The following is a 23985-nucleotide window of genomic DNA, read 5'->3' as shown; positions in this document are numbered from 1 at the left end:
GAGTAAGCAAAGTTCGTTAAATCTGTGTTACTTCGTTGATTCGACTGTTTCGGATTCCGCATCGGGCCAGCGTGCGGGCACCTCGGGCGATCCCGTCACAGGCGCGGCTCAGCACGTCAGGTCCGCGGGCGGCGCCGCGAGGTCGACGAGATAGTCCGTGACCGCGTCGTCGACGCACGCCTCGCCGTCGAGGACGACGGTGTGCTGGGTGCCCCGATACGTGACGAGCGAGCCGTTCATCTGCTTCGCCAGATTCACGCCCGCCTGGTACGGCGTCGCCGGGTCCTCGGTCGTCGACACGACGACGACCGGCGGGATTCCCGGCGCGGACACGGTGTGCGGCGCGCCCGTGTTCGGCGCGGGCCAGAACGCGCACACGTCCAGCGGCGCGTTGCCGGTGCCGCGACCGTCGTCGAGGAACGGCGCCGCCTGGCGGTACCGCACGTCCGCTTCCCCGACGACTGCACGATCGGTGACGGGCGGATCGTCCATGCAGCGGATCGAATTGAAGGCGTCATTGAGGTTGGAATACGTGCCGTCGTCGGCGCGCCCCTCGTACAGGTCCGCCAGCATCAGCAGCGAATCACCCGTCCCCGTCTGCAGGCTCTCCAGCCCGCCACGGAGCGGGCCCCACAGGTTCGGCGAATACAGCGCCTGCTGGACACCGGTGATCGCGTCGGTGTAACTGAGTCCGCGCGGGTCGGTGGTCGCGGCGGGCTTGCCGATCAGCGGGTCGACGAGCGCCCGGAACCTCGCGTTCGCCTGCGCGGGGTCGGTGCCGAGCGGGCAGTCCTTCTGCTGCATGCACTCCGCGGCGAACGCGTCGAACGCGGACTGGAATCCGGCGGCCTGCAAGATCACTTCCTGCGTCGGGTCCTGCTCCGGGTCGAGGGCACCGTCGAGGACCATCGCACGCACGTTGCCGGGGAACATCTCCGCGTACGTGGAGCCGAGCCGGGTGCCGTACGAGTAGCCGAGGTAGTTCAGCTTCTCGTCGCCGAGCACCGCCCGGATGACGTCCATGTCGCGCACCACGTCGTTCGTGCCGACGTGGGCGAGGACGTCGACACCGGTCCGCTGCGCGCACTTGTCGGCGTAGTCGCGGTTCTCGGCTTCGGTGCGCGCGATTCCGGCGGGACTCATGTCGACGTCGTCGTCCTTGCGCCTCGCGTCCACTTCCGCCGGCGTCAGGCAGGTCACCTTCGGGGTGGACGCGCCGATGCCGCGCGGATCGAAACCGATGACGTCGAATCGCTCCGCGATGGCGGTGCCGTCGGCCACGGACGCCAGCCCGATACCCGACGCCCCGGGGCCGCCCGGATTCACCAGCAGCGATCCGATCTTGTCGCCGGTCGCCTTCGAGCGGGAGACGGCGATCTGCGCGGTGGCGCCCCCGGGATTGGCGTAGTCGTTCGGCACCGTCACCTCGGCGCAGTCGAGCGTGTCCCCGAGCGGGGACCCGTCCGTGCTGAACCCTTCGCACGAACCCCACTGCACCTGCTGCGTGTAGTACTCCTCGAGCCCGGCGGGGATCGGTCCGGCCGGTGCGGCCTCGGCTGCCGACGGTTCGGCGACGGCCTCACCGGTGCCCTGTACGCCCCCCGCACAGCCTGCGACGACAAGGACGACGGCGATGCACCCCGCGAACGCGGCCGGTACCCGAGCACTCTTCGACATAGGACGATCGTGCCAGGGGTTCCGCGCCGAAGGGCCTTCCCGCAGGTCAGAGACCGGACCGCAGGTGTGACCCATTGCACCCGCGCGACCCCTTCGCTCCCCCGCCCGCCGGTGGCAGACTGTAGGCGTCATCACCCGCACCCGGGGACCCGTCAAGGGCCTCGAGGCCAGAAAGGGACAACGATGTCCGATAGCAAGTCGTCCGCGAGCACGTCAGAAGATCGGCTCTACGGATCAGCACCATCGCACGACGTTCCCAAGCGCAAGACCCGGATCCACCACCTGCAGGCCATGAAGGCCGAGGGTGAACGCTGGTCGATGCTCACCGCATACGACTACTCCAGCGCCCGCATCTTCGAAGAGGCCGGAATCCCGGTCCTGCTCGTCGGCGACTCGGCCGCCAATGTCGTCTACGGATACGAGACCACCGTCCCGGTCACGATCGACGAACTCCTCCCCCTCGTTCGCGGCGTCGTCCGCGGAGCGCCGCACGCCCTCGTCGTCGCGGACCTGCCGTTCGGCAGCTACGAAAGCTCCCCGGAGCAGGCCCTCGCGTCCGCGACCCGGTTCATGAAGGAAGGGCTGGCCCACGCGGTCAAGCTCGAGGGCGGCGAGCGCGTCGCCCCGCAGATCGCCGCCATCACCGCGGCGGGCATCCCCGTCATGGCCCACGTCGGATTCACCCCCCAGAGCGTCAACTCGCTCGGCGGTTTCCGCGTGCAGGGCCGCGGCGACGCCTCCGAGCAACTGGTCGCCGACGCGATCGCCGTGCAGGAGGCCGGCGCGTTCTCCGTCGTGATGGAGATGGTGCCCGCCGAGATCGCGGGCCAGGTCACCCGCAAGCTCACCATCCCCACCGTGGGCATCGGAGCGGGCGCCGAATGCGACGCCCAGGTCCTGGTGTGGCAGGACATGGCCGGCTACACCAGCGGCAAGACGGCGAAGTTCGTCAAGCGCTTCGGTAACGTCGGTGACGAGTTGCGCAACGCGGCCGCCGCATACGCGGCCGAAGTGCGCACCGGAACGTTTCCGGCGGAAGAGCACAGCTTCTAGGTCGTCCTCGACTCACCGGGCCGGCGCACACTCGAGGGGGATGTTCATGGGACAGCGACGCGTGCACGGCTCCGGACGTCGTCACCGCCTGGCCGTCGCCGCGGCCGGGACGGTGGCGGCTGCGACGCTGGTCACGGGGTGTGCCGGACAAAGCCCCGCCCCCGCGCCCGGCACCACGGCGCCCCCACCGGCGACCACCGTGGTTCCCGGCACTGCCCTGGTGCCGGGCGGGGTCACCGAGGCGCAGGCCGCCCAGCTGTGCACCGACCTCGAGGGTCAGTTGCAGAGTTGGCGCACCTACACCCCGACGATCGGGAAGACCGGGTTGAACGGCCTGGTCGGCACGTGGATCGCGAAGAACAACCTCAACGGGCTCGACTTCCTGCAGGACCGGGCCCGGATCGACGCCATCACGACAGCCGCCTGCCCCGACATCCGGCAGCAGGCGATCACCGCGCTGGAGATCCCCGACCTGGCGTCCGGCCTGATCGGGTTCTGAGGCCGACGTGAGCCAGTTGCGCACGCTGTACCCGCCGCTCGAGCCGTACCAGTTCGGGCACCTCGACGTCGGCGACGGTCAGCAGATGTACTGGGAGCAGAGCGGCAACCCCGACGGGAAGCCGGTGCTGTTCCTCCACGGCGGGCCCGGCGGCGGCACCGACCCCGCGCAGCGCCAGTTCTTCGACCCGCAGGTATACCGGATCGTGCTGCTCGACCAGCGCGGATGCGGGCGTTCCACACCTCACGTCGCCGACGGGGCCGATCTGGCGGTCAACACCACCGGCCGTCTCCTCGGCGACATCGAGATGCTGCGTGAACACCTCGGCATCGACCGGTGGCAGGTCTTCGGCGGGTCGTGGGGCTCCACCCTGGCACTCGCCTATGCCCAGAAGCACCCCCGCCGGGTCACCGAACTCGTGCTGCGCGGCATCTTCCTACTGCGCCGCAGCGAGATCGACTGGTACTACAACGGCGGTGCCGGACACCTGTTCCCCGAACTGTGGGAAGAATTCCTGGCGCCGGTACCCGAGCAGGAGCGCGGCGGGGACCTCGTCGAGGCGTATCACCGGCTCCTGCACTCCGACGACCCCGACGTCGCGACGCGGGCCGCGGTCGCGTGGTCCACGTGGGAGGGCGCGACGAGTTCGCTGCTCCCCAAACCGGAACGGGTGGTGGAGACGTCTCAGCCGCGGTTCGCGCTGGCCTTCGCCCGCATCGAGAACCACTACTTCCACCACCGCGGATTCCTGGACGAGGGTCAGTTGTTGCGGGACGCGACCGCGCTGGACGGCATTCCGGGCGTGATCGTGCAGGGCCGCTACGACGTGGTGTGCCCGGCGGCCAGCGCGTGGGCCCTGCACCGGGCGTGGCCGGATTCCCGGCTCGAGATCGTCGACGACGCGGGACACTCCGCGATGGAACCGGGCATCGTCCACCACCTGGTCACCGCGACGGACCGGTTCCGCACCTGACTCGCTATGCGGGATAACCGAATTCGACGGTCCGCTTCGCGACGTCGGCGGAGACGAGTCTGATCTTCACCTGCTCGCCCTCGGCGGGGTCGCCCACGCATTTGGCCATCACCGACACCGACGGGACGAACACGTCCGCGGTGCGTTTGCCGTTCCGTGACCGCAGCACGGTCGCGTCGAACGTCTCTCCCACCCGGTCGGCGAGTACGGTCGCCTCCGTGAGGTCGATGCAGGCCCGGTCGATCTTGCTCGCGAGGGAATCCGAGCCACCCATGATCTCGGGCATCGATCCCAGGGCGTCCCGCGCCCAGGACGGCACCGGCGTTCCGGCGGACACGGCCAGGCACACCTCCGTGGAGTACCGGTCCGAGAGCCGGCGCAGCGGCGCGGTCACGTGGGCGTAGGGCGCGCCGATGGCGGCATGGGAGGTCAGTTCCGGCAGGGTTCCGTCGAACGCTGCGTAGTCGGCGCCCCGCAGCAGCGACGGCGCCTCGGTCATCAGCACCAGCGTCGACGCCGAATTCGGGTCCAGCCCCGCCAGGAGTGCACCGACGCCGACGCTCTCGGGCCAGTCGACCCCCAGTGCCGCCGCCGTCCGCCGCAGCGCCCCGACCGCGTCCGGCCCGGCAGGCGGCAGGGTGCGGAGCAACCCGATCTTCGCGTCGAGCATCATGGCGGCCGCACACATTCCGGTCAGCAGCGAGACCTCGGCGTTCCAGTCGTCGGCCTCGGTGCGGGGCGCGAGGTCGACGCGCCAGCTGTCGCCGTCCGGCACCACTTCCTGCTCGGGGAGCCGGAGTTCGATCGCGCCGCGCGCCACCGCCGCCGCTGTGCGGAGCCGGCCGAACTCGGGCAGCGGCGCAATGGACGGATGCAGTCGTCCCACCTCCGCATCGGCCTGCACACCGGCGTAATCGAGTCGGGCCACGGACCGCACCGTCGCCCGGGACACGGTGCAGGACAGCGGCTCGGCCGACTCGTCGAGTTCGATCCGCCACACCACCGCCGGGCGGTTCACCCCCGGGAGGAGGCTCGCCGATCCCTCCGAGAGTTCCTGGGGATGCAGCGGCACCTTGCCGTCGGGGAGGTAGAACGTCTGCCCGCGTTTGCGGGTCTCCACGTCGAGCACCCCACCGGGCTCCACAACGGCGCCGACGTCCGCGATCGCGTAGTGCAGGACGAATCCGTCGGCCGTCCGCTCGAGGTGCAACGCCTGATCGAGATCCATCGAATCCGGCGGATCGATGGTGACGAACGCCAGATCGGTGCGGTCCTCCCGTCCGGACGCGAACCGGTCGGACGCCGTACGCGCCTGCGCGAGCGCCGCGGGCGGATACCCGTCCGGCAGGTGGAACTCGGTGCGCACGGTGCCGAAATCGATTCCGCGCGCAACGAAACGACTCATCGGCACCTCACGCACACCCTTCCCGTAACGCTAGTTGTTCCACTCCTCGTCGGCCCGGTCCGCCGCCTTGTTCCGCTCCGCTGCGATCTGCAGTGCCTTCTCCGCCGCCGCGCGGTCGGGGTACGGGCCCATCCGCGTCATCGAGGATGCCGCCTTTCCCTGGGTGACGGTGCCGTCCTCGACGTTGTAGTACCAGAGGTGATCTTCGTCAGTCATGTCCTCAGTGTGGCACCGGTGGGACGTGTGGGGTTGTGGATCACGCTCAGACTGTTACCCTCGGAGTCCTGTCCGGTGATACGGTCTCCGGCGCCGGTCAGTGCGGTGCCGATGGCTCGTTCTTCCCGTGCGCAGTGCCCGAACAGAGAATGGAGCGAGCATGTCGACGATCATTTTTGATCAGCTACTTCCCTACCTCGGTGCCGAAGGCGCCTCCTACTGGGCCCAACTGCTGATGGTCGATCCCGTCTGACGGTTGTCGATCAGTCGATACCCCGAAGCCCCCGCCGGACACCTCCGGCGGGGGTTTCGTCGTAGGCGGGGGTTTCGGGGTATCAGGGCAGGCGCGCCCGCAACACATTCATGACGCTTCGCCCTGCCCGGCGGACCGCGCGTCTCTAGGCTGACGTGATGGGAGTGAATCCGGAGATCGAGGGTCGTGTCTACCCACCGACCGAGCCCTACCTCGTCGGCCGCGAGAAGATCAGGGAATTCGCCCGCGCCGTCTTCGCCACCAACCCCACGTCGTTCGACGTGGACAGCGCCCGCGCCGCCGGTCACGCCGATCTCGTTGCCCCGCCCACGTTTCCCGTCATCGTGCAGGAGCGGGCACTCGCGCAACTGGTCGCCGATCCGACGTCGGGAATCGAACCGGTCAATCTGGTGCACAGCACCGAGCACGCCACGTCCCACCGCCCGGTCGTCGCGGGCGACGAACTCTCCGCCGTCCTCACCGTCACGCACGTGACCTCGCGCGGTCCGCACACCCTGCTCGTCGCCGACATCGAGATTCTCGACGCCACAGGCGATCACGTGAGCACGATGACGTCGACGCTGTTCGTCAGGGGGGCGGAATGACGTCCCCGCGACGAATCCTGCTCGGCGACACCGTCGCCAAGGCCCGGTATCGCGTGACCCGGGAATCCCTGGTCCGCTACGCCGGGGCGTCCGGTGACTTCAACTCCATTCACTACCGGGACGACGTCGCCGACGCGGTGGGCCTGCCCGGCGTGCTGGCCCACGGGATGCTCACGCTGGGACTGGCGACGCAGTGCGTCGTCGACTGGCTCGGCGATCCGGCGCTGGTCACCGGGTACCGCGCGCGCTTCACCAAGCCGGTGATCGTGGACCCGGATCAGGGTGCGGTGGTCGAGGTCGTCGCGAAGGCCGCGGAGGTCGACGAATCCGCGGGCACCGCGAGGATCGACCTGACGGTGACGTTCGACGGGCACACCGTGCTCGGCAAGTCCCAGGTGTGGATTTCACTGCGCTGACCACACCCGACATACTGGGCCGATGATCGGTGTGGTGGTGACAGCGTTCGCGGTACTCGGGCTTCTGACCGTGATTCCCGGTCCGGACATGGCGGTGGTGACCCGCGCCGGACTGTCCGGCGGGCGCAGCGCCGCGCTGCGGGCCACGTTCGGCGTCGTCGCCGGGTTGATGGTGTGGGGCGCGCTGACCGTCGTCGGGCTCGGTGCCGTGCTCGCCGCGTCCGCGGAGGCGTACACCGTCGTGAAGATCGTCGGCGGGATGTACCTGGTGTATCTGGGGCTCTCCACCCTCTGGCGCAGCCGCACGCGACCCCGCGCCGCCCGGACCGCGCCGGCGCCGGTTCCGTCCTCGGGGTCGAGTTGGCGGGCCGGGTTCCTGACCAACCTCCTGAACCCCAAGATCGCGGTGTTCTACACCGGCCTGCTCCCCCAGCTCGTCCCGCCCGGCTGGCCGACCGCCCCGAGCCTGGCCCTGCTCGTGCTGGTGCACGGGCTGCTCGGGATCGTCTGGCTCGGCGCGTACAGCATCTTGCTGACCCGCGCGCGCACCACGCTGGAGAAGCCGTCGGTGCGGAAAGTCCTCGACCGGATCACCGGAACCGTCCTCTTCGGTTTCGGCGCCGTGGTCGTCGCCGAGGCGCGTTAGCGCCGATTTGTCACCGAGGCGCGTTAGCGCCGGTCAGCTCGGGGAGCCGCTGGAACTCGCAGCGCTGCCGCCGAGCAGGATCGTGCTGATCAGGTTCGGGTCGTCGGTCATCGGGACGTGCCCGATGCCGGGCAGGATCAGAATTCGCGCCTGCGGGAACACTCTGCGCACCCGTCGCGCCTGGTAGACCGGCAGAATCAGGTCCCGCCGCCCCCACGCCACGGTGACCGGTACCGACGCGTCGACGACCGGCGGGAGGTCGAACGAGGCCGTCAGCCCCTTGTCGACCAGGGCGTTCGTGGCCAGCGACTGCGCGTCGATCACGGCGTCCTCGTAGCGCACCCGGCTGGGCCGCGCAAAGAAGGCGGCGAGCGAGGGATAGCGGACGGCTCTGTATCGCAACGCCTTCGGAGTGTTCGGGCCCAGCGCCCGGGTGACTCCGCGCAGCGCGCGGAACGTGTAGATGGTGCGGGCCTGATCGGCGTGATTGACGAAGAAGCCGGCCGGTGAGAGTGCCGTCGCCGAGGCGACCTCGCCGCGGGCGGCGAGGGCGAGCGAGAGCCAGCCGCCGAGCGAGTTCCCGGCGATGTGCGGCCGTTCCCCGGCAGGGGTCACCGAGCGGACGAACCCGCTCAGTTCCTCGACCAGTTGGTCCATCGTGTCCGCGCCGTCGTCGAGTGCCGCCGATTCGCCGTGTCCGGGAAGGTCGACGGTGACCACCCGCCGATAGGGTGTCAGCTGGTCGAGGAGGACGTTCCAGGCCTGCCTGCGGTGCACCACCCCGTGCACGAGTACCAGGGTGGGGCCGGAACCGGCGATGTCGTGAGGCAAGTCCATGGGCAGATGTTACCGCTATCGTGAGTAACATCTACCGTTCTCGATATCGTCGGCGAGGGGCCCCATCGCCCACGGACGTGGACGACGGGCCCCGGCATCGACCCCGATTCGGGTCAGTCGGGCCGATGCGGGAAAAACACTAACCGGTCTGTTTGTTACTCGCCAGTCAGGGCCGTGACCAGGCGTCCAGCCGCACGCGACGGACCCCGCAGGCGCAGAATTGAGGCGGACGAGTTGGCGTGTAAGCCGGATCCTGTCCCCGGCGCCGAAGCGCCGGGTGGCGACCATCCATCTGGGCACACCGTCGCCGGGTACCTCGAGCGGTTCACCCGCAGGCTCGGGCGAGCAGCCCTCGAACACCTGCGCAGCCGCACCGGATCCCGGAGGAACCGATGCGGCCTTCAACCTTGCTCCGGGCGGGGTTTACCTAGCCACCCCGGTCACCCGGGGTGCTGGTGCGCTCTTACCGCACCGTTTCACCCTGACCGACACCTCACCCCGGAGGATGTGGCGTCGGCGGTCTGTTTTCTGTGGCACTTTCCCGCGAGTCACCTCGGGTTGCCGTTAACAACCGCCCTGCTCTGTGGAGTCCGGACTTTCCTCGACTCGGGGCCTGCGCACTGATGTGCTGGTTCCCCGTGCCGCGGTCGCCCGGCCAACTCGTCCGCCCGATCAGCCTACAGTTCGCGCGAACGTGTCATGCCGCCGCACTATGGTCTGAGCATGACCCGATACGCCGCCCTCCTGCGCGGTATCAACGTGGGCGGCATCAACATCAAGATGGCCGACCTCCGCAGCACCTTCGCCGAGCTGGGATTCGAGAACGTGAAGACCGTCCTCGCGTCGGGCAACGTGCTCTTCGATTCCGACCGCGACGACGTCCCCGCACTGAAGAGTGAGATCGAATCCGCGCTGCGCGCCGACTTCCACTACGAAGCCTGGGTTTTCGTCCTCGACCTCGACACGATCCGGAAGATCGTCGACGACTACCCGTTCGACCCCGAGCGAGAAGGCTGGCATCCGTACGTGCTGGTGACTCCCGACCCCGAGGTCCTGGATACGCTGCTGCGGATCCGGGACGACCTCGACCCGGACGTCGAACGCGTGCAGGCCGGAGACGGCGTCCTGTACTGGGAGGTCGAACGCGGCATGACGCTGAAGAGCAAATTCGGCAAGAGCACCGGCACCCCCAAACTCAAGGCCTTCACCACCACGCGGAACCTGCGTACCCTCCACAAGCTCCTGAAGTGACCCGCCGGTGACAGTTCTGGCAGTGGCGCTGGTCGCCGCGGTCCTCGTCTTCGCGGTCGTCCGGCCTCGCCGGCTGCCCGAGATCGTCGCGGCCGCACCGGCCGCCGTCGTCGTCCTGGCCACCGGTCTGGTGACGCCGGCGCAGGCCCGGGACGAAGTGACCGAGATGGCCCCGACCGTCGGGTTCCTCGCGGCGATCCTCGTCCTCGCGCACCTCGCGGACGCGATGGGTGTGTTCACCTGGATCGCGGCCCGGCTGCGGCGTGGGGCACGCGGAGACCCGAAGAGGTTGCTGACGCTCGTGTTCGGGGCAGCGGCACTCACCACCGCGGTGCTGAGTCTCGACGCGACGGTGGTGCTGTTGACGCCGGCGGTGATCGCGACGGCCCGCTCGTTGCGGATGGACCCGCGGCCGCATTCGTACGCCAGTGCTCACCTGTCGAACACGGCGTCGACGCTTCTCCCCGTCTCCAATCTCACCAATCTCATCGCGTTCTCCGCGACCGGGTTGACTTTCCTGCATTTCACCGCCGTCATGGCGCTGCCCTGGGCGGTGGCGATCGTCGTCGAACTGATCCTGTTCCGGATGTTCTTCCGGCGCCACCTGAATCGGCCCGACACCGAACCGGAACCGGCCCGCGATCCCCCCGCACCGACCGTCGCACTGTCGATCATCGCCGCGACACTCGTCGGTTTCGCGGTGTCCGGCTTCGTGGGGATCGCGCCGGCATGGGTGGCGGCGGCGGGGGCGATCGTGCTCGGCGTCGTCGCACTGCGCGACGGCCGCACCGACTTCGGCCGCATCCTGTATGCGGTCGACGTGTGGTTCTGCGCGTTCGTCCTGGTCCTCGGCGTCGTCGTCGCCGGCGTCGCGAACGGTCCGATCGGGGACTGGATCGGCGCACGGCTACCGACCGACACGTCGTTCGCGGCGCTGCTCACGATGGCCGTCGTCGCGGCGGTCGCCGCGAATCTGGTGAACAACCTCCCCGCCACCCTGCTCCTGCTGGCAGCGCTCGGGCCCCACCCCCCGACCGCCCTCGTCCTGGCGATGCTCCTCGGGGTGAATCTCGGCCCCAACCTCACCTACGTGGGGTCGCTGGCGATCATGCTGTGGCGGCGGGTCGCCGCGCGAGCCGGATCGCCCGCCGATCTGCGGACCTTCACGATTCTCGCGATGGTGACCACACCGCTGACCCTGTTCGCGGCGGTCGTTGCCCTCTGGGCCTGTGAGTACTTCTTAACCGCCGGCGGTTAAGAAGTACTCACAGGTGGGAGGTGTCGTTGACCAGGCGGACGGACGAGCCGCCGTCCGGGTAGAACTCGGCGATGCTCAGCGACGCCAGATCCAGGTGCAGCCGGAACAGCAGCGACGGTCCCGCGTCGAGCGCCAACTGCAGCAGGGTCTTGATGGGGGTCACGTGCGTGACGACGAGGATCGTGGAGCCACCGTAGGAGGCGGTGAGGTCGTCGCGGACCTTCACGATCCGCTCCCGGACCTCGTCGAAGCTCTCCCCCGCCGGCGGTCGCACCGACGTGTCCGACAACCACTCGCGGTGCAGTTCGGGGTCGCGGTCGGCGGCCTCCCTGAACGTGAGGCCCTCCCACTCGCCGAAGTCGGTTTCGGTGAGGCCCTCGTGCACGGTGACCGGGAGCCCGAGCACCTTCGCCGCGGCCGCCGCGGTCTGCTGCGCGCGCCCCAGCGGGGACGACACCACGGCCGCGATGCCGTCGTTGCCCGCGAAGCGGGACGCCGCGCCGTTCGCCTGGGCCTGCCCGATCTCGGTGAGCGCCGGGTTCCCGCGGCCCGAATACCGCCGGTCGACTGACAGCACGGTCTGCCCGTGCCGGAGCAGCAGCATCCGGGTCGGGGCGCCCGTCGTGTCCATCCAGCCCGGCGCCGCCGGGGTGGCCTTGTCCGACGCCGCGGCAGCCGGTTCCGGTTCGGCAAAGGTGCCGGCGGCACCGTCCATGGCCTCATTGGCGAGGCGGTCGGCGTGCGCGTTCTCGGCCCGCGGAATCCAGGTGTACGTCACGGAATCGAACTGCCGGGCGAGTTCCGACGCCCGGCGCTGCAGCGGAATCATGTCCGGGTGTTTGACCTTCCAGCGCCCGGACATCTGCTCGACGACCAGCTTGGAGTCCATCCGCACGTCCACCCCGGACGCGCCGAGTTCGGCCGCTGCCTCGAGCCCGGCGATCAGCCCCCGGTACTCGGCGACGTTGTTCGTGACGGTACCGAGGCTTTCCTTGCGCTCGGCGAGGACGGTGCCGTCGGCAGCGTCGAACACCACGGTGCCGTAGCCCGCGGGTCCGGGATTGCCGCGCGACCCGCCGTCGGCCTCGACGACGACGCGACCGACACTCACAGACCCGACTCCTTGGTGCGCACCAGGATCGCGCCGCATTCGGAGCAGCGCACGACGACGTCCGGTGCGGTGGCGGTGATGCGGGAGATCTCGCCGCGGTCGAGTTCGATGCGGCACGCACCGCAGCGGCGGGCCTGCAGCAGTGCCGCGCCGACGCCGTTCTGACTGCGCTGCTTCTCGTAGACGGTGATCAGGTCGGCCGGGAACTGGTCGGCGAGTGCCGCCCTGTCCCGGATGCAGCGCTGCTCCGCGGCGTCCAGGTCGGCGACGGCATCGTCGCGGCGGCGGGACGCGTCGATGAGGTCTTCCTCGATCTGCGACAGCTGCGCACCGGCGTGGTCGTGGTCGGACTGCGATGCCTCGCGCCGTTCCATCACCTCGAGCAGTTCGTCCTCGAGCAGTCCCTGACGGCGGACGAGGCTGCCGAGTTCGTGTTCGAGTTCGGTGAGCTGCTTCGATCCGACCGTTCCGCTCTCGAGCAGTTTGCGGTCGCGGTCCTCACGCTGACGGACGGCGTCGACCTCGCCTTCGAGTTTGCGGATGTCGCGGTCGAGGTCGTCGAGGATGATCTCCACGGCCACGGCCGCGTCCTTACGGGTGACGCGTTCCGCCTCGAGCCGCTCGACTTCCTGACGCTCCGGAAGCGCGATGCGTCGGTGGGCGATCCTCGACAGCTCCGCATCGACGCCGGCGAGGTCGAGAAGCTTGGACTGCACCTGTGGTTCGACGTTCACGCGTGGTAACTCCTGCTGTCTTCTGTGAAGGGTTCTTCTGCGGCAGATTGCTGGGTGTCAACCGTACCCCGGCGCTTCACGGGTTTCGGCCGGACGGCGCTACGGCGACGACGCGCTGACCGACCACGGATCGGTGCGCACCGCGGACACCCGCACCCGCCACTGCGGTGTGTGTGCGAACGCGGTGTCGAGCACGCCCTTCGCCTGTTCGCACCACGGTTGCTCGCTCGCCCAGTGCGCGACGTCGATCAGGGCCGGACCTCCGGCACGCAGGTGCTCGTCGGCCGGGTGGTGCCGCAGATCCGCGGTCACGTACGCGTCCACGCCGAGGCGTGCGACGTCGTCGAGGAACGAGTCGCCCGAGCCACCGCACACGGCGACGGTGCGGATCGTGGCTTCGGGGTCGCCCGCGGCCCGCACTCCCCACGTGGTGGCCGGCAGCGCGTCCGCCACCCGGTCGGTGAACTCGCGCAGCGACAGCGGTCCGGGTAGCTCGCCGACGCGTCCGAGTCCGCGGGGACCTGGGAACGTCGCCGTCTCGAACACGTCGAACGCGACCTCCTCGTACGGGTGGGCGGCGCGCATGGCGGCGAGCACCTTCGGCCGGAGGCCTCGCGGCGCGATCACCTCCACCCGGCTCTCCTCGACCCGTTCGAGCGCGCCGACAGCACCGAGCGCCGGATTCGCTCCGTCGGTCGGGAGGAACTGGCCGTGCCCGGTGACGGACCAGCTGCAGTCGCGGTAGTTGCCGATGTGTCCGGCGCCGGCGTCGAACAGCGCGCGACGGACCGTGTCGGCGTCACCGGACGGGACGAGGACCACCCATTTGTCGAGGTTCTCGGTGGGGTGCGGCTCGATCGGCCCGGTGACGGTCAGCCCGAGCGCCGCCGCCAGTGCGTCGGAGACGCCGGGGTCCGCGGAATCGGCGTTGGTGTGCGCGGTGAACAGGGCGCAGCCGGCCTTGATCAGCTTGTGGACGAGCGCACCCTTCGGGGTGTGGGCGCCGACGGTGTCGACTCCGCGGAGCAGCAGCGGGTGGTGGACGAGGAGCAGGTCGGCGCCGGCGGCGATCGCCTCGTCGACCACCGCGGCCGTCGGATCGACCGCGACCGACACCGTCGCCACCGTGTCGTCGGGGTCGCCGCACACGAGGCCGACGGAGTCCCACGATTCGGCGAGGGCGGGCGGGTAGGCCGCGTCCAGGGTCGCGATCACGTCGGCGAGACGCACCGGGTTCACAGGATCTCCTTCATCGCGTCGACGAGCGCATCGGTCTGCTCCGCGGGGCGCACCGCGACGCGGAGGTAGTCGGGTCCGAGTCCCGGGAACGTGTCGCAGCGCCGCACGGCGATGCCCCGTTGGCGCAGGTGCTTGCGCATCAGTTCGCCGTCCGGCAGGCGGAGCAGCAGGAACGGCGCGACCGCGGGCCGGTGCACGGCGACGCCGATTCCGGTCAGCCGCCGGATCAGGTCCTCACGCCACTCACCCAGCACGACCGCGTGGTCGCGGGCGGCCGCGACGGCATGCGGTTCGCTGCACGCCGCGATCGCCTCCACCTGCAGGCTGCCCACCGGCCAGTGCGCCCGCCCCACCTGCAGTCGTTCCAGGATCTCAGGGGCCCCGAGGGCGTACCCGCAGCGCAGCCCCGCCAGCGCCCACGTCTTGGTGAGACTGCGGAGCACCAGCACGTCGGGCAGTGAGCGACCGGCCAGCGACTCGCGCTCGTCGGGGACCGCGTCCATGAACGCCTCGTCGACGACGACGATCCGGCCCGGACGGCGCAACGACAGGATCGCCTCGGCGGGGTGCAGTACCGACGTCGGGTTGGTCGGATTACCGATCACGACCAGATCGGCCGATTCCGGGACCGTCGCCGAGTCGAGGACGTACGGGTCGTCGAGCAGCACCTGCGTCACCTGCACCTGCGCCTCCCGCAGGGCCCACTCCGGTTCGGTGAACGACGGGTGGATCAGCGCCGCCTCCCGGATCCCGAGCCGCGGGAGCAGCGAGAACCCCTCGGCTCCCCCCGCGAGCAGCAGTACCTCCTCGGGGTCCCGGCCGTGCCGGGACGCCACCGCGGTCCGGGCCGCGAGATCGGCCGCGACCGTGGGGTACGTGCCCAGGTGCGCCAGCGCGTCGGCGAGGCGGAGGCGCAGCCAGTCCGGTGGCCCGTCGCCCTGCACGTTGACTGCGAAATCGAGGAGTCCGGGCCCCGCATCCACGTCTCCGTGGTGACGCAGGCTCTCCCGGCTCCCGGCACGAATGTCCACGATCGTCGAGCCTAAGGGACAATGGTCCGGTGACATCTCTCTCCACCTCCGCGTCCGCCGTCCCTACTGCCCTGTCGGCACCGATCGTGCTGTTCGACCTCGACGGCACCCTCACCGACTCCGCACCCGGCATCCACGCCGGCTTCCGCCACGCGCTCGCGACGATCGGTCAGCCCGAGCCGACCGACGAGATGATCGACGCCGTCATCGGCCCGCCGATGATCGACACGTTCCGGTCGATGGGGTTGGACGAAGACCTCGTGCAGCAGGCGATCGCCGCCTACTTCGAACGCTACGACCGCGTGGGGTGGGCGGAGAACGCCGTCTTCGACGGCATCGAGAAGGTGCTCGTCGCCGCGCGCGACAGCGGCCGGAGACTCGCAGTCGCCACGTCGAAGTCCGAGCGGTTCGCGATCCGCATCCTCGAACACTTCGAACTCGCGCACTACTTCGAGTTCATCGGCGGAGCCAGCGACGACGGCAGTCGCCGCGCCAAGTCCGACGTGATCGCCCATTCGCTGCACAACCTCGGAGTCACCGCCACCGAGGGCGCCACCGCCGACGTCCTGATGATCGGCGACCGCGACCACGACGTCCTCGGCGCCGCGCACTGGGGCATCCCCGCGGTGTTCGTCGAGTGGGGTTACGGATTCCCCGCCGAGGCCGAGCGCGCGCACACGACGGCGCAGACCGTCGCCGACCTCGGGAAGCTGCTCGATGACGCGGCCTGAGTCTCCGCTGCACGTGACGTTCGTGTGCACCGGCAACATCTGCCGCTCCCCCATGGCCGAGAAGATCTTCGCCGAGCACCTCCGGCGGGAAGCCCTCGACCATCGGGTGATGGTGAGCAGCGCCGGGACCCACGGCTGGCACGTCGGCCGCGAGGCCGACATCCGCACCAACGAGACCCTGAAGCTGAACGGCTACCCGACCGGCCACACGGCCGCGGAGGTCGGGCCGTTCCACCTCGGCGCCGATCTGGTGGTCGCTCTCGCAGCCAACCACGACCGTGAGCTTGCCCACATGGGCGTGCCCGACGAGCGCCGCCGGTTGCTGCGCAGTTTCGACCCGGACGCGGACACGTCGTCCGTGCCCGACCCGTTCTACGGGGACCTCGAGGACTTCGAGCGGGTCCGCCTCCAGATCGAGGCCGCGGTGCCGGGGCTGCTCGACTGGGTGCGCAGCCGGTAACCCACGATCAGGGTCCCGACCTGCGAGCGGCTACCGTGGAGGCGTGCGAAGGCTGAGATTTCTGTTGCGACCTGGCTGGTTGGTGTTGGCCTTGGTGGTCGCCGGATTCGCCTTCATGTGTTTCTACGTGCTCGCGCCGTGGCAGCTCGGCAAGAACACGTCCACGGAGCACCGGAACCAGCTGATCGCCGACTCGGTCGACGCCGAGCCCGTCCCGCTGGAGACCCTGCTGTCCGGCGCCGGGGCGAACCCGGACGACGAGTGGCGCCGCGTCACCGCGACCGGGTCGTACGTGCAGAACAGTGATCTGCTGGTCCGGTTGCGGTCCATCGACTCGCAGCCCGCGTACGAGGTCCTGACCCCGCTGCAGCTGACCGACGGTCGCACCATCCTGGTCAACCGCGGCTACGTGCGCCCGATCCAGGGCACCGAGGCGCCGCCGGTGGATCCGCCGCCGGCCGGGCCGGTCACGCTCGACGGTCGCGTCCGCAAATCCGAGGGCACCATCGCAGGCAAGGAACCGATCGACGAAAACGGGCTGCGGCAGGTGTACTACATCGACGCGGGCCAGATCGGCGGTTTCATCGGCACCGACCTCGTCGACGCGTACGTGCAACTCGAACCCGATCAGCCGGGTGGCCTCGGCACCATTCCGCTCCCGCAACTCGACGCGGGCCCGTACCTGTCGTACGGCCTGCAGTGGCTGGCGTTCGGCATCATGGCCCCGCTCGGCCTGGCCTACTTCATCCGCGCGGAGTGGCGTGAACGCCGCAAGGAAAAGTCCGCGAAGGCCTCCGACGACGCCGCCCCCGCCCCCGCGCCCGTGGCTCGGCAGAAGCCGTTCGCCCGGAGTAAGCCGGTGGAATCAGCGCCGAGGACGGCGGCGGAAGCGAAACTGGCCGACCGCTACGGCAAGGGCCGCTGACACCAGCGCCGCACCACCCTGCACTGCGGTCGACAGCCGCACCGCACGGTCGAGGTCGACGGGCCGAGGTGGCGGCCCGGATCCGAGCACGGGTCGCATCTCGACGCCGTGCGCGTATTCGGTGCGCCCGCCCAGTGAGATCCCGAGAGCGCCCGCCGCGCTGGCCTCCGCGACACCGGCGTTCGGGCTCGGGTGCTGGGACGCGTCGCGCCGCCACGCCTCCCACGCCTCCTTCGGCGACCCACCGACCGTCGGCGCGGCGGCGACCGACAGCGCGCCCGTCAGGCGGGCGGGCAGCAGGTTGAGGAGGTCGTCCCACCGGGCCGCCGCCCAGCCGAAGTTGCGGTACTTCGGCGAGCGGTAGCCGACCATCGCGTCCAGGGTGTTGGACGCCCGATAAACGAACAGTCCGGGGATGCCGGCCACCGCGCCCCACAGGAACGCCCCGACCGCGGAATCGGACGTGTTCTCGGCCACCGACTCCAGCGTCGCCCGGGTGAGCCCGTCGACGCCGAGCACGCTGGGGTCGCGACCGCACAGCGACGGCAGCAGGGCGCGGGCGGAGGCGAGGTCGTCCGCCTCGAGGTGCGCCGCCATGCTCGAACCGGTCCGCCCCAGGGACGTTCCGCCGAGCACCGCCCACGCCGCGACGGCGGTCGCGGCCGTCTCGCCGATCCATCCCCCGCGCCGCGCCACCCGGGCCGCGGCGACACCGAGACCCGCCGCTCCACCGACGAGGACGGCGACGTGCACGATTCCGGCCGACCGGCGGTCGCGGTACGTCACCTTCTCCAATGCCATTGCCGTGCGGCCGAATCCGGCCACGGGATGCCATCGGGCAGGATCGGCGAACGCCCGGTCTGCGGCGAAGCCGAGAAGCAGGCCTGCGGCGCGCGCGGAGGCGGGACGGGAGGTTCGATGCACGCCGCTATTTGTATCAACTAACGTTGCAGGCGATGTAAAGGAGCGTCCCATGAGTGCCGCGATCGACGAGTACCTGGCAGGCAAGGACCCGGACGCCACCGAGCGCCTACTGCAGTTCCGTGACCTCGTTCTGGCGTGCGGCGAGGTGGACGAGCGTGTCCACCGGACCGAGATCGCGTGGGCCCGTGCCCGCGTCTTCGCTGCCGCCTTCATCTACTCGTCGCGACTCGAGATCGCGCTCGACCTGCGCCGGCGCGTCCACCACCCGCAGTTGCGGGAGGCGTTTCCCACCACCAAGACGGTGATCACGCACCGATTGACGATCACCTCCGACGATCAGCTCGACGACACCCTGACCTCGCTCCTCGCGGAGGCCTACGACACGGTGGGTTCGGGCACGCGCAACCGGTAGAGGCCGTGCGGGCCGGACGGAAACGTTCCGGTCGGAATGTCTGATTCCTGAAACTCTCCTGAGGATCTCGCCAAGCGCCCTTTCGTGCGCCTACCATGGTATTTGCCGCCTCGTTCCCCCCATTCAGGGGCGGCGCACGGCCCCGCCCTGCTCACATCTTCGGTGCTGACTCAACACACCCACGTGGCCCGGCGGGGTTCTGCGCGTCCGGTGGGAATTTCTGCGAGACATTGGAATCGCCGACTTCGCCTGGGACGATCGAAGGGTGTCCAGCGACGTGACGAAGCTCGGCGACGAGGAACTGCTCGCGCTTCTCGGCGAGCACCGAGCGCTGCTCGGCGAGTCGATCGCGAACGATTACGGCTGTGGAACGGTGCGCACCGTCACCAGCCGGATCGCTGAATTCGAGGCCGAACTCGATCGCCGCGGATCGACGGCCTCGCGAGACGGCACCTGACCGGCTAGCGGGTGGGGCGGCTAGCGGGTGGGGCGGCTCGTGGCCGGCGCAGCCCAGACGCCGGCCACTCCCCCGCCGTCCTCGTAACGATCGATCTGGACGATGCCCGCCCCGGGTTCGGTGGGCCGATGTGTCTCGTTGACGGCCTGGAAGTCTGATTCGAAGGTTCTGTCGCTCGACGTGCCGTTGCGCAGCGTTACCTTGAACCTGGACATATCAGGAATATGCCACTGCCGGCGAAGCTCCGGGCGATGAACAGGTTAACTCCACGAAACCAGTCGGAGCACCGTAGCCGAACTGAAATGACACAAATCTGTGTTATTTCAGTCAGGACTGCTATGTTCGGTGCTGTGCCGTCCGACACACAGCTGATCTTCGCCGACCACGTCGGCCGCTTCTACGCCCGCCAGTACGGCTTCCCTCCGATGGCGGGGCGTCTGCTGGGGTACCTGTTCGTGTGTGATCCGCCACAGCAGACGATCGACGAGCTGGGCGAGGCTTTGCTGGCGAGCCGGAGCGCCATCACCGGCGCGGTCAAGCTGCTCGAGGGCTATCGGATGGCGCGGCGCACCCGCACGGCCGGTGAACGGGTGGACCGGGTGAGCCTGGACCCGGCGAGTCAGCAACCGCAGAACTTCGATTCCGCCCTCCACCGCGAGCACGCGGCACTGTTCCGGGAAGGGCTGACATTGCTGGCCGACGCCCCACCCGAACGCCGCGCTCCGCTCGAGGAGATGGTCGCGCTGGCCGAGTTCCTCAGCGACCGACTGCCGCAGCTACGGGACGAATGGCACACGCGCCGCGCTGAGCTCCGGGCTCGGCGAACCGGCACACTCGATCGAGAAGGGGAAGCGCATCCTGACTGAATCCGATCTGTCCGCCCTGCGCAAGCGAGCCGCGAACGGTGACCCGACGGCGGTCGACATCCTGATCGAACTCGCCGGCGAGCGGGGTGACATGGCCGAGCTGCGGCGCCTCGCCGAGGCCGGCAGCTCCGACGCGGCCGACCAGCTCATCGAGGTCGCCACCGAACTGGGCGACATGGACGAACTCCGGCGCCTCGCCGACAGCGGAAACAGCACCGCCGCCGAACAGCTCGCGGAACTCACCGACGAGTGACACCGGCGAAGCGAGAAAGCCCCGACCTGCATCAAAATGCGGATCGGGGCCTTGCCTGACGGTGGGCGCGGAGGGTTTCGAACCCCCGACCGCTGGTGTGTAAAACCAGAGCTCTACCACTGAGCTACACGCCCGAACATCCGGCGAGAACCTCGCCGGATGCGCATCAGGACTCTAGCGTGGCGAGGGCTTTCTCCCAAGCTCCCTGGTCACGGGCTTCTCCGGGTCCGTTCATCTCGGCGAACCGGATGATGCCTTCCTTGTCGATGACGAAGGTGCCGCGGTTCGCGAAGCCCAGCTTGTCGTTGAAGACGCCGTATTGCTCCGCGACCGCGCCGTGCGGCCAGAAGTCGGCGAGCAGCGGGAAGGTGTATCCCTGCTCGGCGGACCAGATCTTGTGGGTCGGCGACGCACCGACGGAGAGGGCGAGGATCGCCGTCTCGTCGTTCTCGAACTTCGGCAGTTCGTCGCGAACCTTGCAGAGTTCACCCTGGCACGTTCCGGTGAACGCGAGCGGGTAGAACACGAGCAGGACGTTCTTCTTTCCGCGGTAATCGGAAAGCGTCACCTCCTGGTTGTTCTGGTCCTTGAGGGTGAAATCGGGGGCGGTGGTGCCCACCTCGAGCGGCATGACGTGATTCCTTCGGTGAGTGAACGGGAAAGGTGAGACTGTTCAGCGCTTGTTCGCGGGACGCGACTTCGGCTGAACCAGACGGCTTCCCGACCAGTCTCCGAGATTTGCCGCCGACGTCTGGGTGAGACCGGCTGTGGGTGCGGACTCGGCGATCTCGCTGGGCTCCACGTGACCGGGCTGACCGGTCTTGGGGGTGAGGACCCACACGAATCCCTCGTCGGCCAGGGGGCCGATGGCATCCATGAGGGCGTCGACGAGGTCTCCGTCTTCGTCGCGCCACCACAGCAGCACGACGTCGATGACCTCGTCGGAATCCTCGTCGAGCAGTTCTCCACCGATGGTGTCCTCGACCGCGGCACGCAGGTCGTCGTCGGTGTCCTCGTCCCAGCCCAGTTCCTGTACCGCCATGTCGGCAGTGATCCCGAGTTTCTGAGCGTAGTTTTGGGCGTCCGCCGCGGCGACCACGGTGGGGTCCTCCTTTTGTTGACGGTGCTCGGGTACCCGAACACCTGCCGGATGAAGATCAATTAGGTGAAAGCGAACATGCTCGAACGCTTTCGCGCAAGCCGACCACGCGAATTTTTCTGAGAATGTAGTGATGCGTGGTCATCGCCCGAGCCTACGGTGCGGGAGTCACGATGTGGGGCAGGCTGCCCGAATCGAGTCGCTGAGCTCGTCTCCTCGGCTCGCGAGAGTGTTCAGAATGTCTCCGCGTTGCCCGCCGTCGACGGCGGCCGCGAGTTCGCGATAGTTGTTGGCGTAATCGGTGAGGAGTCCGGTCAGGTCGGGGGGAAGTGCGGGTGTGGCGGCGTTCGCGCCGTCCGCGGCCGACCGGAGTGCCGCCGCCGCGGCGCTCGCCTTCGCGCCGGTGTCCGCGGCTTCGGCGTTGGCGGCGTCGATGAACGTGTTGTAGGTGTCGATGGTCTCGCCGGCACGGGTCACGAACATCGTGCACTGCTCCACGAGCGCCTCCCGCTCGGCCGCGGCCTTCTGCGAGGACGACGCGGCCACCGACGAGGACGTCGCTTCGGCGGCGTACTCGGCCGCCTGGGAATCGTTCTGCTGCGCGGTCCCCTCGATCGCGGCGCCACATCCGGCGATGACACCGACGCCGACGATCGCCGCGGCGGCAGCACTCAGCAGCCCCCAACGGCGCGACGACGTGCGCATTCGTCTCCCCCATGTTTTCGACGACATCGACAAATTCAACATTCGGCCCCGGATCTGCGCAAACGCTACCGAAGAGTAACCCGAGCACGGTGTGCCGACCGCGCCGCAATGGGGAAAGATGAGGGTCGCGCCATATTCATAAAGGAGATGGATCGGGCCTAACAAGGCCGCGATCGCATGGAGAGGACGCCACACCGCGCGTCCCACCACAATGAGGAGCAACGTTGTCAGACCTGATCCAGGGACCCGCGTCTCAACCGGATTCCGCCACACCCGGCGCCGGAGCGGCCCAACCTTCCAACCCCAGTGCAACCCCGGGCTCCGAGGGACGCGTTCGCGTCATCCGTGAGGGTGTTGCGTCGTATCTGCCGGATATCGATCCGGATGAGACCACGGAGTGGTTGGAATCGTTCGATGGTTTGTTGGACCGGTCCGGTCCGACTCGTGCCCGGTATCTGATGTTGCGGATGCTCGAGCGGGCCGGGGAGAAGCACGTCGCTCTGCCGGCGTTGACGTCGACCGATTATGTGAACACCATCCCGACGGAGAACGAGCCGTGGTTCCCCGGTGATGAGGAGGTCGAGCGCCGGTACCGGGCGTTCATCCGGTGGAACGCGGCGGTGATGGTGACCCGCGCGCAGCGCCCCGGGGTGGGTGTCGGTGGCCACATCTCGACGTACGCGTCGTCGGCGGCCCTGTACGAGGTGGGGTTCAACCACTTCTTCCGCGGCAAGGACCACCCCGGTGGTGGCGATCAGATCTTCATCCAGGGCCACGCCTCTCCCGGCATCTACGCCCGCGCGTTTTTGGAGGGGCGGATCCCGGCGGAGCGGATGGACGGGTTCCGGCAGGAACACTCGCACGCCGACCAGGGCGGCGGCCTGCCGTCGTACCCGCACCCGCGGCTGCTGCCGGATTTCTGGGAGTTCCCGACCGTGTCGATGGGTCTGGGCCCGATGAACGCGATCTACCAGGCCCGGTTCAACCATTACCTGCACGACCGCGGCCTCAAGGACACCGCCGACCAGCACGTGTGGGCGTTTTTGGGTGACGGCGAGATGGACGAACCCGAATCGCGGGGTCTCGCGCACGTCGCGGCCACCGAAGGTTTGGACAATTTGACGTTCGTGGTGAACTGCAACCTGCAGCGCCTCGACGGCCCGGTCCGCGGCAACGGCAAGATCATCCAGGAGTTGGAGTCGTTCTTCCGCGGCGCCGGCTGGAACGTGATCAAGGTGGTCTGGGGCCGCGAGTGGGACGCCCTGCTGCACGCCGACCGGGACGGTGCCCTGGTGAACCTGATGAACGTCACCCCGGACGGCGACTACCAAACCTACAAGGCCAACGACGGCGGGTATGTGCGCGAGCACTTCTTCGGCCGGGACCCGCGGACCAAGGAACTGGTGGCGAACCTGTCCGATCAGGACATCTGGAACCTCAAACGCGGCGGCCACGACTACCGCAAGATCTACGCCGCCTACGCGGCGGCGATGGCGCACAAGGGTCAGCCGACGGTGATCCTGGCGCACACCATCAAGGGCTACACCCTGGGCAAGCACTTCGAGGGCCGCAACGCCACCCACCAGATGAAGAAGCTGACCCTCGACGATCTGAAGAATTTCCGGGATCTGCAGCGGATCCCGATCTCCGACGCCGAGTTGGAGAAGGACCCGAAGATGCCGCCGTACTACCACCCCGGCCCCGATGCCCCGGAGATCCAGTACATGCTGGACCGCCGCAAAGCCTTGGGTGGGTTCCTGCCGCAGCGGCGGACCTCGCCGGCGCCGTTACCGCAGCCGGCGGACTCGACCTACGACGTGGTCCGCAAGGGCTCCGGCAAGCAGCAGGTCGCGACCACCATGGCGTTGGTGCGGATCATGAAGGAGCTGTTGCGGGACAAGGAGATCGGGAAGCGGATCGTGCCGATCATCCCGGACGAGGCCCGCACC

General features: G+C 69.0%; 29 protein-coding genes, 1 tRNA gene and 1 other RNA gene. 16 read left to right on the top strand and 15 right to left on the bottom strand.

The genetic code is table 11. From position 1 onward, the window contains the following. Positions 1–108: 108 nt before the first annotated feature. Positions 109–1677, bottom strand: a complete 1569-nt coding sequence (locus CA951_RS40245; protein ID WP_087562173.1) for an alpha/beta hydrolase — start codon at positions 1675–1677, stop codon at positions 109–111. Positions 1678–1860: 183 nt separating this feature from the next. Here CA951_RS40245 and panB point away from each other — a divergent pair, with 183 nt between their 5' ends. Genes panB through pip form a run of 3 tightly spaced genes read left to right on the top strand, consistent with a single transcriptional unit; the run spans position 1861 to position 4202 of the window. Beyond that, positions 1861–2730, top strand: coding sequence for a 3-methyl-2-oxobutanoate hydroxymethyltransferase (gene panB, locus CA951_RS40240; protein ID WP_087562172.1), 870 nt, complete (start codon positions 1861–1863; stop codon positions 2728–2730). A gap of 40 nt (positions 2731–2770) precedes the next feature. Beyond that, the gene (locus tag CA951_RS40235; protein WP_087562171.1) at positions 2771–3229 is read left to right on the top strand and encodes a hypothetical protein; all 459 of its coding nucleotides are present in this window, start codon (positions 2771–2773) and stop codon (positions 3227–3229) included. A gap of 7 nt (positions 3230–3236) precedes the next feature. Continuing rightward, on the top strand, positions 3237–4202 hold the full coding sequence (gene pip, locus CA951_RS40230) for a prolyl aminopeptidase (protein WP_087562170.1): 966 nt from the start codon (positions 3237–3239) through the stop codon (positions 4200–4202). Between the two features lie 4 nt (positions 4203–4206). Here the strand turns inward: pip and CA951_RS40225 are convergent, their stop codons facing one another. Further along, positions 4207–5607, bottom strand: coding sequence for an RNB domain-containing ribonuclease (locus tag CA951_RS40225; protein WP_087562184.1), 1401 nt, complete (start codon positions 5605–5607; stop codon positions 4207–4209). A 30-nt stretch (positions 5608–5637) separates the two neighbouring features. Further along, complete coding sequence (locus CA951_RS40220; protein ID WP_087562169.1) at positions 5638–5823, bottom strand: hypothetical protein; 186 nt, start codon at positions 5821–5823, stop codon at positions 5638–5640. Positions 5824–6234: 411 nt separating this feature from the next. Here CA951_RS40220 and CA951_RS40210 point away from each other — a divergent pair, with 411 nt between their 5' ends. The 3 genes from CA951_RS40210 to CA951_RS40200 are packed head-to-tail and all read left to right on the top strand — an operon-like array spanning position 6235 to position 7743. Next, on the top strand, positions 6235–6681 hold the full coding sequence (locus CA951_RS40210) for a MaoC family dehydratase N-terminal domain-containing protein (protein WP_087562168.1): 447 nt from the start codon (positions 6235–6237) through the stop codon (positions 6679–6681). Further along, positions 6678–7097, top strand: a complete 420-nt coding sequence (locus CA951_RS40205; RefSeq protein WP_087562167.1) for a MaoC/PaaZ C-terminal domain-containing protein — start codon at positions 6678–6680, stop codon at positions 7095–7097. The genes CA951_RS40210 and CA951_RS40205 overlap by 4 nt, the downstream gene beginning before the upstream one ends. Positions 7098–7119: 22 nt before the next feature. After that, positions 7120–7743, top strand: a complete 624-nt coding sequence (locus CA951_RS40200; RefSeq protein ID WP_087562166.1) for a LysE family translocator — start codon at positions 7120–7122, stop codon at positions 7741–7743. 33 nt (positions 7744–7776) lie between these two features. Here the strand turns inward: CA951_RS40200 and CA951_RS40195 are convergent, their stop codons facing one another. After that, the gene (locus CA951_RS40195) at positions 7777–8580 is read right to left on the bottom strand and encodes an alpha/beta fold hydrolase (protein WP_087562165.1); all 804 of its coding nucleotides are present in this window, start codon (positions 8578–8580) and stop codon (positions 7777–7779) included. A gap of 226 nt (positions 8581–8806) precedes the next feature. Beyond that, positions 8807–9243: RNase P RNA component class A (gene rnpB / locus CA951_RS40190), an RNA gene on the bottom strand. A gap of 60 nt (positions 9244–9303) precedes the next feature. Between rnpB and CA951_RS40185 the strand changes: the two genes are divergently transcribed. Together CA951_RS40185 and CA951_RS40180 are read left to right on the top strand one after the other, a co-directional pair. Continuing rightward, positions 9304–9831: a DUF1697 domain-containing protein gene (locus tag CA951_RS40185; RefSeq protein WP_179220500.1), complete on the top strand. Its 528-nt coding sequence runs from the start codon at positions 9304–9306 to the stop codon at positions 9829–9831. Positions 9832–9838: 7 nt separating this feature from the next. Continuing rightward, positions 9839–11089 carry an SLC13 family permease gene (locus CA951_RS40180; RefSeq protein ID WP_087562164.1) on the top strand — a complete coding sequence of 417 codons (1251 nt, stop codon included), beginning with the start codon at positions 9839–9841 and terminating at the stop codon, positions 11087–11089. A gap of 7 nt (positions 11090–11096) precedes the next feature. Here the strand turns inward: CA951_RS40180 and CA951_RS40175 are convergent, their stop codons facing one another. The 4 genes from CA951_RS40175 to cobC all read right to left on the bottom strand — a co-directional run bounded on the left by CA951_RS40175 (position 11097) and on the right by cobC (position 15240). Beyond that, positions 11097–12200, bottom strand: coding sequence for a bifunctional RNase H/acid phosphatase (locus CA951_RS40175; protein ID WP_087562163.1), 1104 nt, complete (start codon positions 12198–12200; stop codon positions 11097–11099). Continuing rightward, positions 12197–12934, bottom strand: a complete 738-nt coding sequence (locus CA951_RS40170) for a zinc ribbon domain-containing protein (protein WP_087562162.1) — start codon at positions 12932–12934, stop codon at positions 12197–12199. Before CA951_RS40170 ends, CA951_RS40175 begins: the two co-directional genes overlap by 4 nt. 99 nt (positions 12935–13033) lie before the next feature. Beyond that, entirely contained in the window at positions 13034–14173 is a 1140-nt protein-coding gene (locus tag CA951_RS40165; protein ID WP_087562161.1) for a Nif3-like dinuclear metal center hexameric protein, read from the bottom strand. Next, entirely contained in the window at positions 14170–15240 is a 1071-nt protein-coding gene (cobC, locus tag CA951_RS40160; protein WP_087562160.1) for an Rv2231c family pyridoxal phosphate-dependent protein CobC, read from the bottom strand. Before cobC ends, CA951_RS40165 begins: the two co-directional genes overlap by 4 nt. Here cobC and CA951_RS40155 point away from each other — a divergent pair. Genes CA951_RS40155 through CA951_RS40145 form a run of 3 tightly spaced genes read left to right on the top strand, consistent with a single transcriptional unit; the run spans position 15234 to position 17320 of the window. Next, positions 15234–15935: an HAD hydrolase-like protein gene (locus CA951_RS40155; protein WP_087562159.1), complete on the top strand. Its 702-nt coding sequence runs from the start codon at positions 15234–15236 to the stop codon at positions 15933–15935. The genes cobC and CA951_RS40155 overlap by 7 nt on opposite strands. Continuing rightward, the gene (locus CA951_RS40150) at positions 15922–16395 is read left to right on the top strand and encodes a low molecular weight protein-tyrosine-phosphatase (protein WP_087562158.1); all 474 of its coding nucleotides are present in this window, start codon (positions 15922–15924) and stop codon (positions 16393–16395) included. Before CA951_RS40155 ends, CA951_RS40150 begins: the two co-directional genes overlap by 14 nt. Positions 16396–16438: 43 nt before the next feature. Then, the gene (locus tag CA951_RS40145; RefSeq protein WP_179220499.1) at positions 16439–17320 is read left to right on the top strand and encodes an SURF1 family protein; all 882 of its coding nucleotides are present in this window, start codon (positions 16439–16441) and stop codon (positions 17318–17320) included. Here CA951_RS40145 and CA951_RS40140 read toward each other — a convergent pair. Further along, on the bottom strand, positions 17261–18244 hold the full coding sequence (locus CA951_RS40140; RefSeq protein WP_087562156.1) for a cobalamin biosynthesis protein: 984 nt from the start codon (positions 18242–18244) through the stop codon (positions 17261–17263). The genes CA951_RS40145 and CA951_RS40140 overlap by 60 nt on opposite strands. Positions 18245–18293: 49 nt before the next feature. Between CA951_RS40140 and CA951_RS40135 the strand changes: the two genes are divergently transcribed. Then, on the top strand, positions 18294–18656 hold the full coding sequence (locus tag CA951_RS40135; protein WP_087562155.1) for a DUF5655 domain-containing protein: 363 nt from the start codon (positions 18294–18296) through the stop codon (positions 18654–18656). Between the two features lie 265 nt (positions 18657–18921). Further along, the gene (locus CA951_RS40130; RefSeq protein ID WP_087562154.1) at positions 18922–19113 is read left to right on the top strand and encodes a hypothetical protein; all 192 of its coding nucleotides are present in this window, start codon (positions 18922–18924) and stop codon (positions 19111–19113) included. Positions 19114–19133: 20 nt separating this feature from the next. Here CA951_RS40130 and CA951_RS40125 read toward each other — a convergent pair whose 3' ends face one another. Further along, positions 19134–19328 (bottom strand): hypothetical protein, encoded by a 195-nt coding sequence (locus tag CA951_RS40125; RefSeq protein WP_087562153.1) that lies wholly within the window; start codon positions 19326–19328, stop codon positions 19134–19136. A 135-nt stretch (positions 19329–19463) separates the two neighbouring features. On the opposite strand from CA951_RS40125, the gene CA951_RS40120 reads away from it, so the two are divergent. Beyond that, positions 19464–19979 (top strand): GbsR/MarR family transcriptional regulator, encoded by a 516-nt coding sequence (locus CA951_RS40120; protein WP_087562182.1) that lies wholly within the window; start codon positions 19464–19466, stop codon positions 19977–19979. A 91-nt stretch (positions 19980–20070) separates the two neighbouring features. Further along, positions 20071–20232, top strand: coding sequence for a hypothetical protein (locus tag CA951_RS44710; RefSeq protein ID WP_256974281.1), 162 nt, complete (start codon positions 20071–20073; stop codon positions 20230–20232). 62 nt (positions 20233–20294) lie between these two features. Here CA951_RS44710 and CA951_RS40110 read toward each other — a convergent pair. The 4 genes from CA951_RS40110 to CA951_RS40095 all read right to left on the bottom strand — a co-directional run bounded on the left by CA951_RS40110 (position 20295) and on the right by CA951_RS40095 (position 22036). Continuing rightward, positions 20295–20366: transfer RNA gene (locus CA951_RS40110), tRNA-Val, on the bottom strand. A gap of 32 nt (positions 20367–20398) precedes the next feature. Beyond that, on the bottom strand, positions 20399–20863 hold the full coding sequence (locus tag CA951_RS40105; protein ID WP_087562151.1) for a peroxiredoxin: 465 nt from the start codon (positions 20861–20863) through the stop codon (positions 20399–20401). 42 nt (positions 20864–20905) lie between these two features. Next, entirely contained in the window at positions 20906–21331 is a 426-nt protein-coding gene (locus tag CA951_RS40100; protein WP_005247829.1) for a DUF3052 domain-containing protein, read from the bottom strand. 168 nt (positions 21332–21499) lie between these two features. Continuing rightward, complete coding sequence (locus tag CA951_RS40095) at positions 21500–22036, bottom strand: hypothetical protein (protein ID WP_087562150.1); 537 nt, start codon at positions 22034–22036, stop codon at positions 21500–21502. Positions 22037–22260: 224 nt separating this feature from the next. On the opposite strand from CA951_RS40095, the gene aceE reads away from it, so the two are divergent. Next, positions 22261–23985: pyruvate dehydrogenase (acetyl-transferring), homodimeric type (aceE, locus tag CA951_RS40090; protein ID WP_087562149.1), on the top strand; the 1725-nt coding region annotated here is incomplete at its 3' end.

Source organism: Rhodococcus sp. NCIMB 12038 (genome assembly GCF_002165735.1).
Taxonomy (GTDB): Bacteria; Actinomycetota; Actinomycetes; order Mycobacteriales; family Mycobacteriaceae; genus Rhodococcus_F.
Note: the sequence above shows the minus strand (reverse complement) of the source record. Positions and strands in the feature narration are given on the sequence as shown.

Bases quoted from the DNA above. Each gene is read 5' to 3' on its own strand.
- cobC (WP_087562160.1), bottom strand. From the start codon at position 15,240: ATGTCACCGGACCATTGTCCCTTAGGCTCGACGATCGTGGACATTCGT.
- CA951_RS40095 (WP_087562150.1), bottom strand. From the start codon at position 22,036: ATGCGCACGTCGTCGCGCCGTTGGGGGCTGCTGAGTGCTGCCGCCGCG.
- CA951_RS40225 (WP_087562184.1), bottom strand. From the start codon at position 5,607: ATGAGTCGTTTCGTTGCGCGCGGAATCGATTTCGGCACCGTGCGCACC.
- CA951_RS40205 (WP_087562167.1), top strand. From the start codon at position 6,678: ATGACGTCCCCGCGACGAATCCTGCTCGGCGACACCGTCGCCAAGGCC.
- CA951_RS44710 (WP_256974281.1), top strand. From the start codon at position 20,071: ATGGCCGAGCTGCGGCGCCTCGCCGAGGCCGGCAGCTCCGACGCGGCC.
- CA951_RS40125 (WP_087562153.1), bottom strand. From the start codon at position 19,328: ATGTCCAGGTTCAAGGTAACGCTGCGCAACGGCACGTCGAGCGACAGA.
- CA951_RS40185 (WP_179220500.1), top strand. From the start codon at position 9,304: ATGACCCGATACGCCGCCCTCCTGCGCGGTATCAACGTGGGCGGCATC.
- CA951_RS40195 (WP_087562165.1), bottom strand. From the start codon at position 8,580: ATGGACTTGCCTCACGACATCGCCGGTTCCGGCCCCACCCTGGTACTC.
- CA951_RS40135 (WP_087562155.1), top strand. From the start codon at position 18,294: ATGAGTGCCGCGATCGACGAGTACCTGGCAGGCAAGGACCCGGACGCC.
- CA951_RS40150 (WP_087562158.1), top strand. From the start codon at position 15,922: ATGACGCGGCCTGAGTCTCCGCTGCACGTGACGTTCGTGTGCACCGGC.
- CA951_RS40210 (WP_087562168.1), top strand. From the start codon at position 6,235: ATGGGAGTGAATCCGGAGATCGAGGGTCGTGTCTACCCACCGACCGAG.
- CA951_RS40200 (WP_087562166.1), top strand. From the start codon at position 7,120: ATGATCGGTGTGGTGGTGACAGCGTTCGCGGTACTCGGGCTTCTGACC.
- CA951_RS40235 (WP_087562171.1), top strand. From the start codon at position 2,771: ATGTTCATGGGACAGCGACGCGTGCACGGCTCCGGACGTCGTCACCGC.
- panB (WP_087562172.1), top strand. From the start codon at position 1,861: ATGTCCGATAGCAAGTCGTCCGCGAGCACGTCAGAAGATCGGCTCTAC.
- CA951_RS40220 (WP_087562169.1), bottom strand. From the start codon at position 5,823: ATGACTGACGAAGATCACCTCTGGTACTACAACGTCGAGGACGGCACC.
- CA951_RS40245 (WP_087562173.1), bottom strand. From the start codon at position 1,677: ATGTCGAAGAGTGCTCGGGTACCGGCCGCGTTCGCGGGGTGCATCGCC.
- CA951_RS40105 (WP_087562151.1), bottom strand. From the start codon at position 20,863: ATGCCGCTCGAGGTGGGCACCACCGCCCCCGATTTCACCCTCAAGGAC.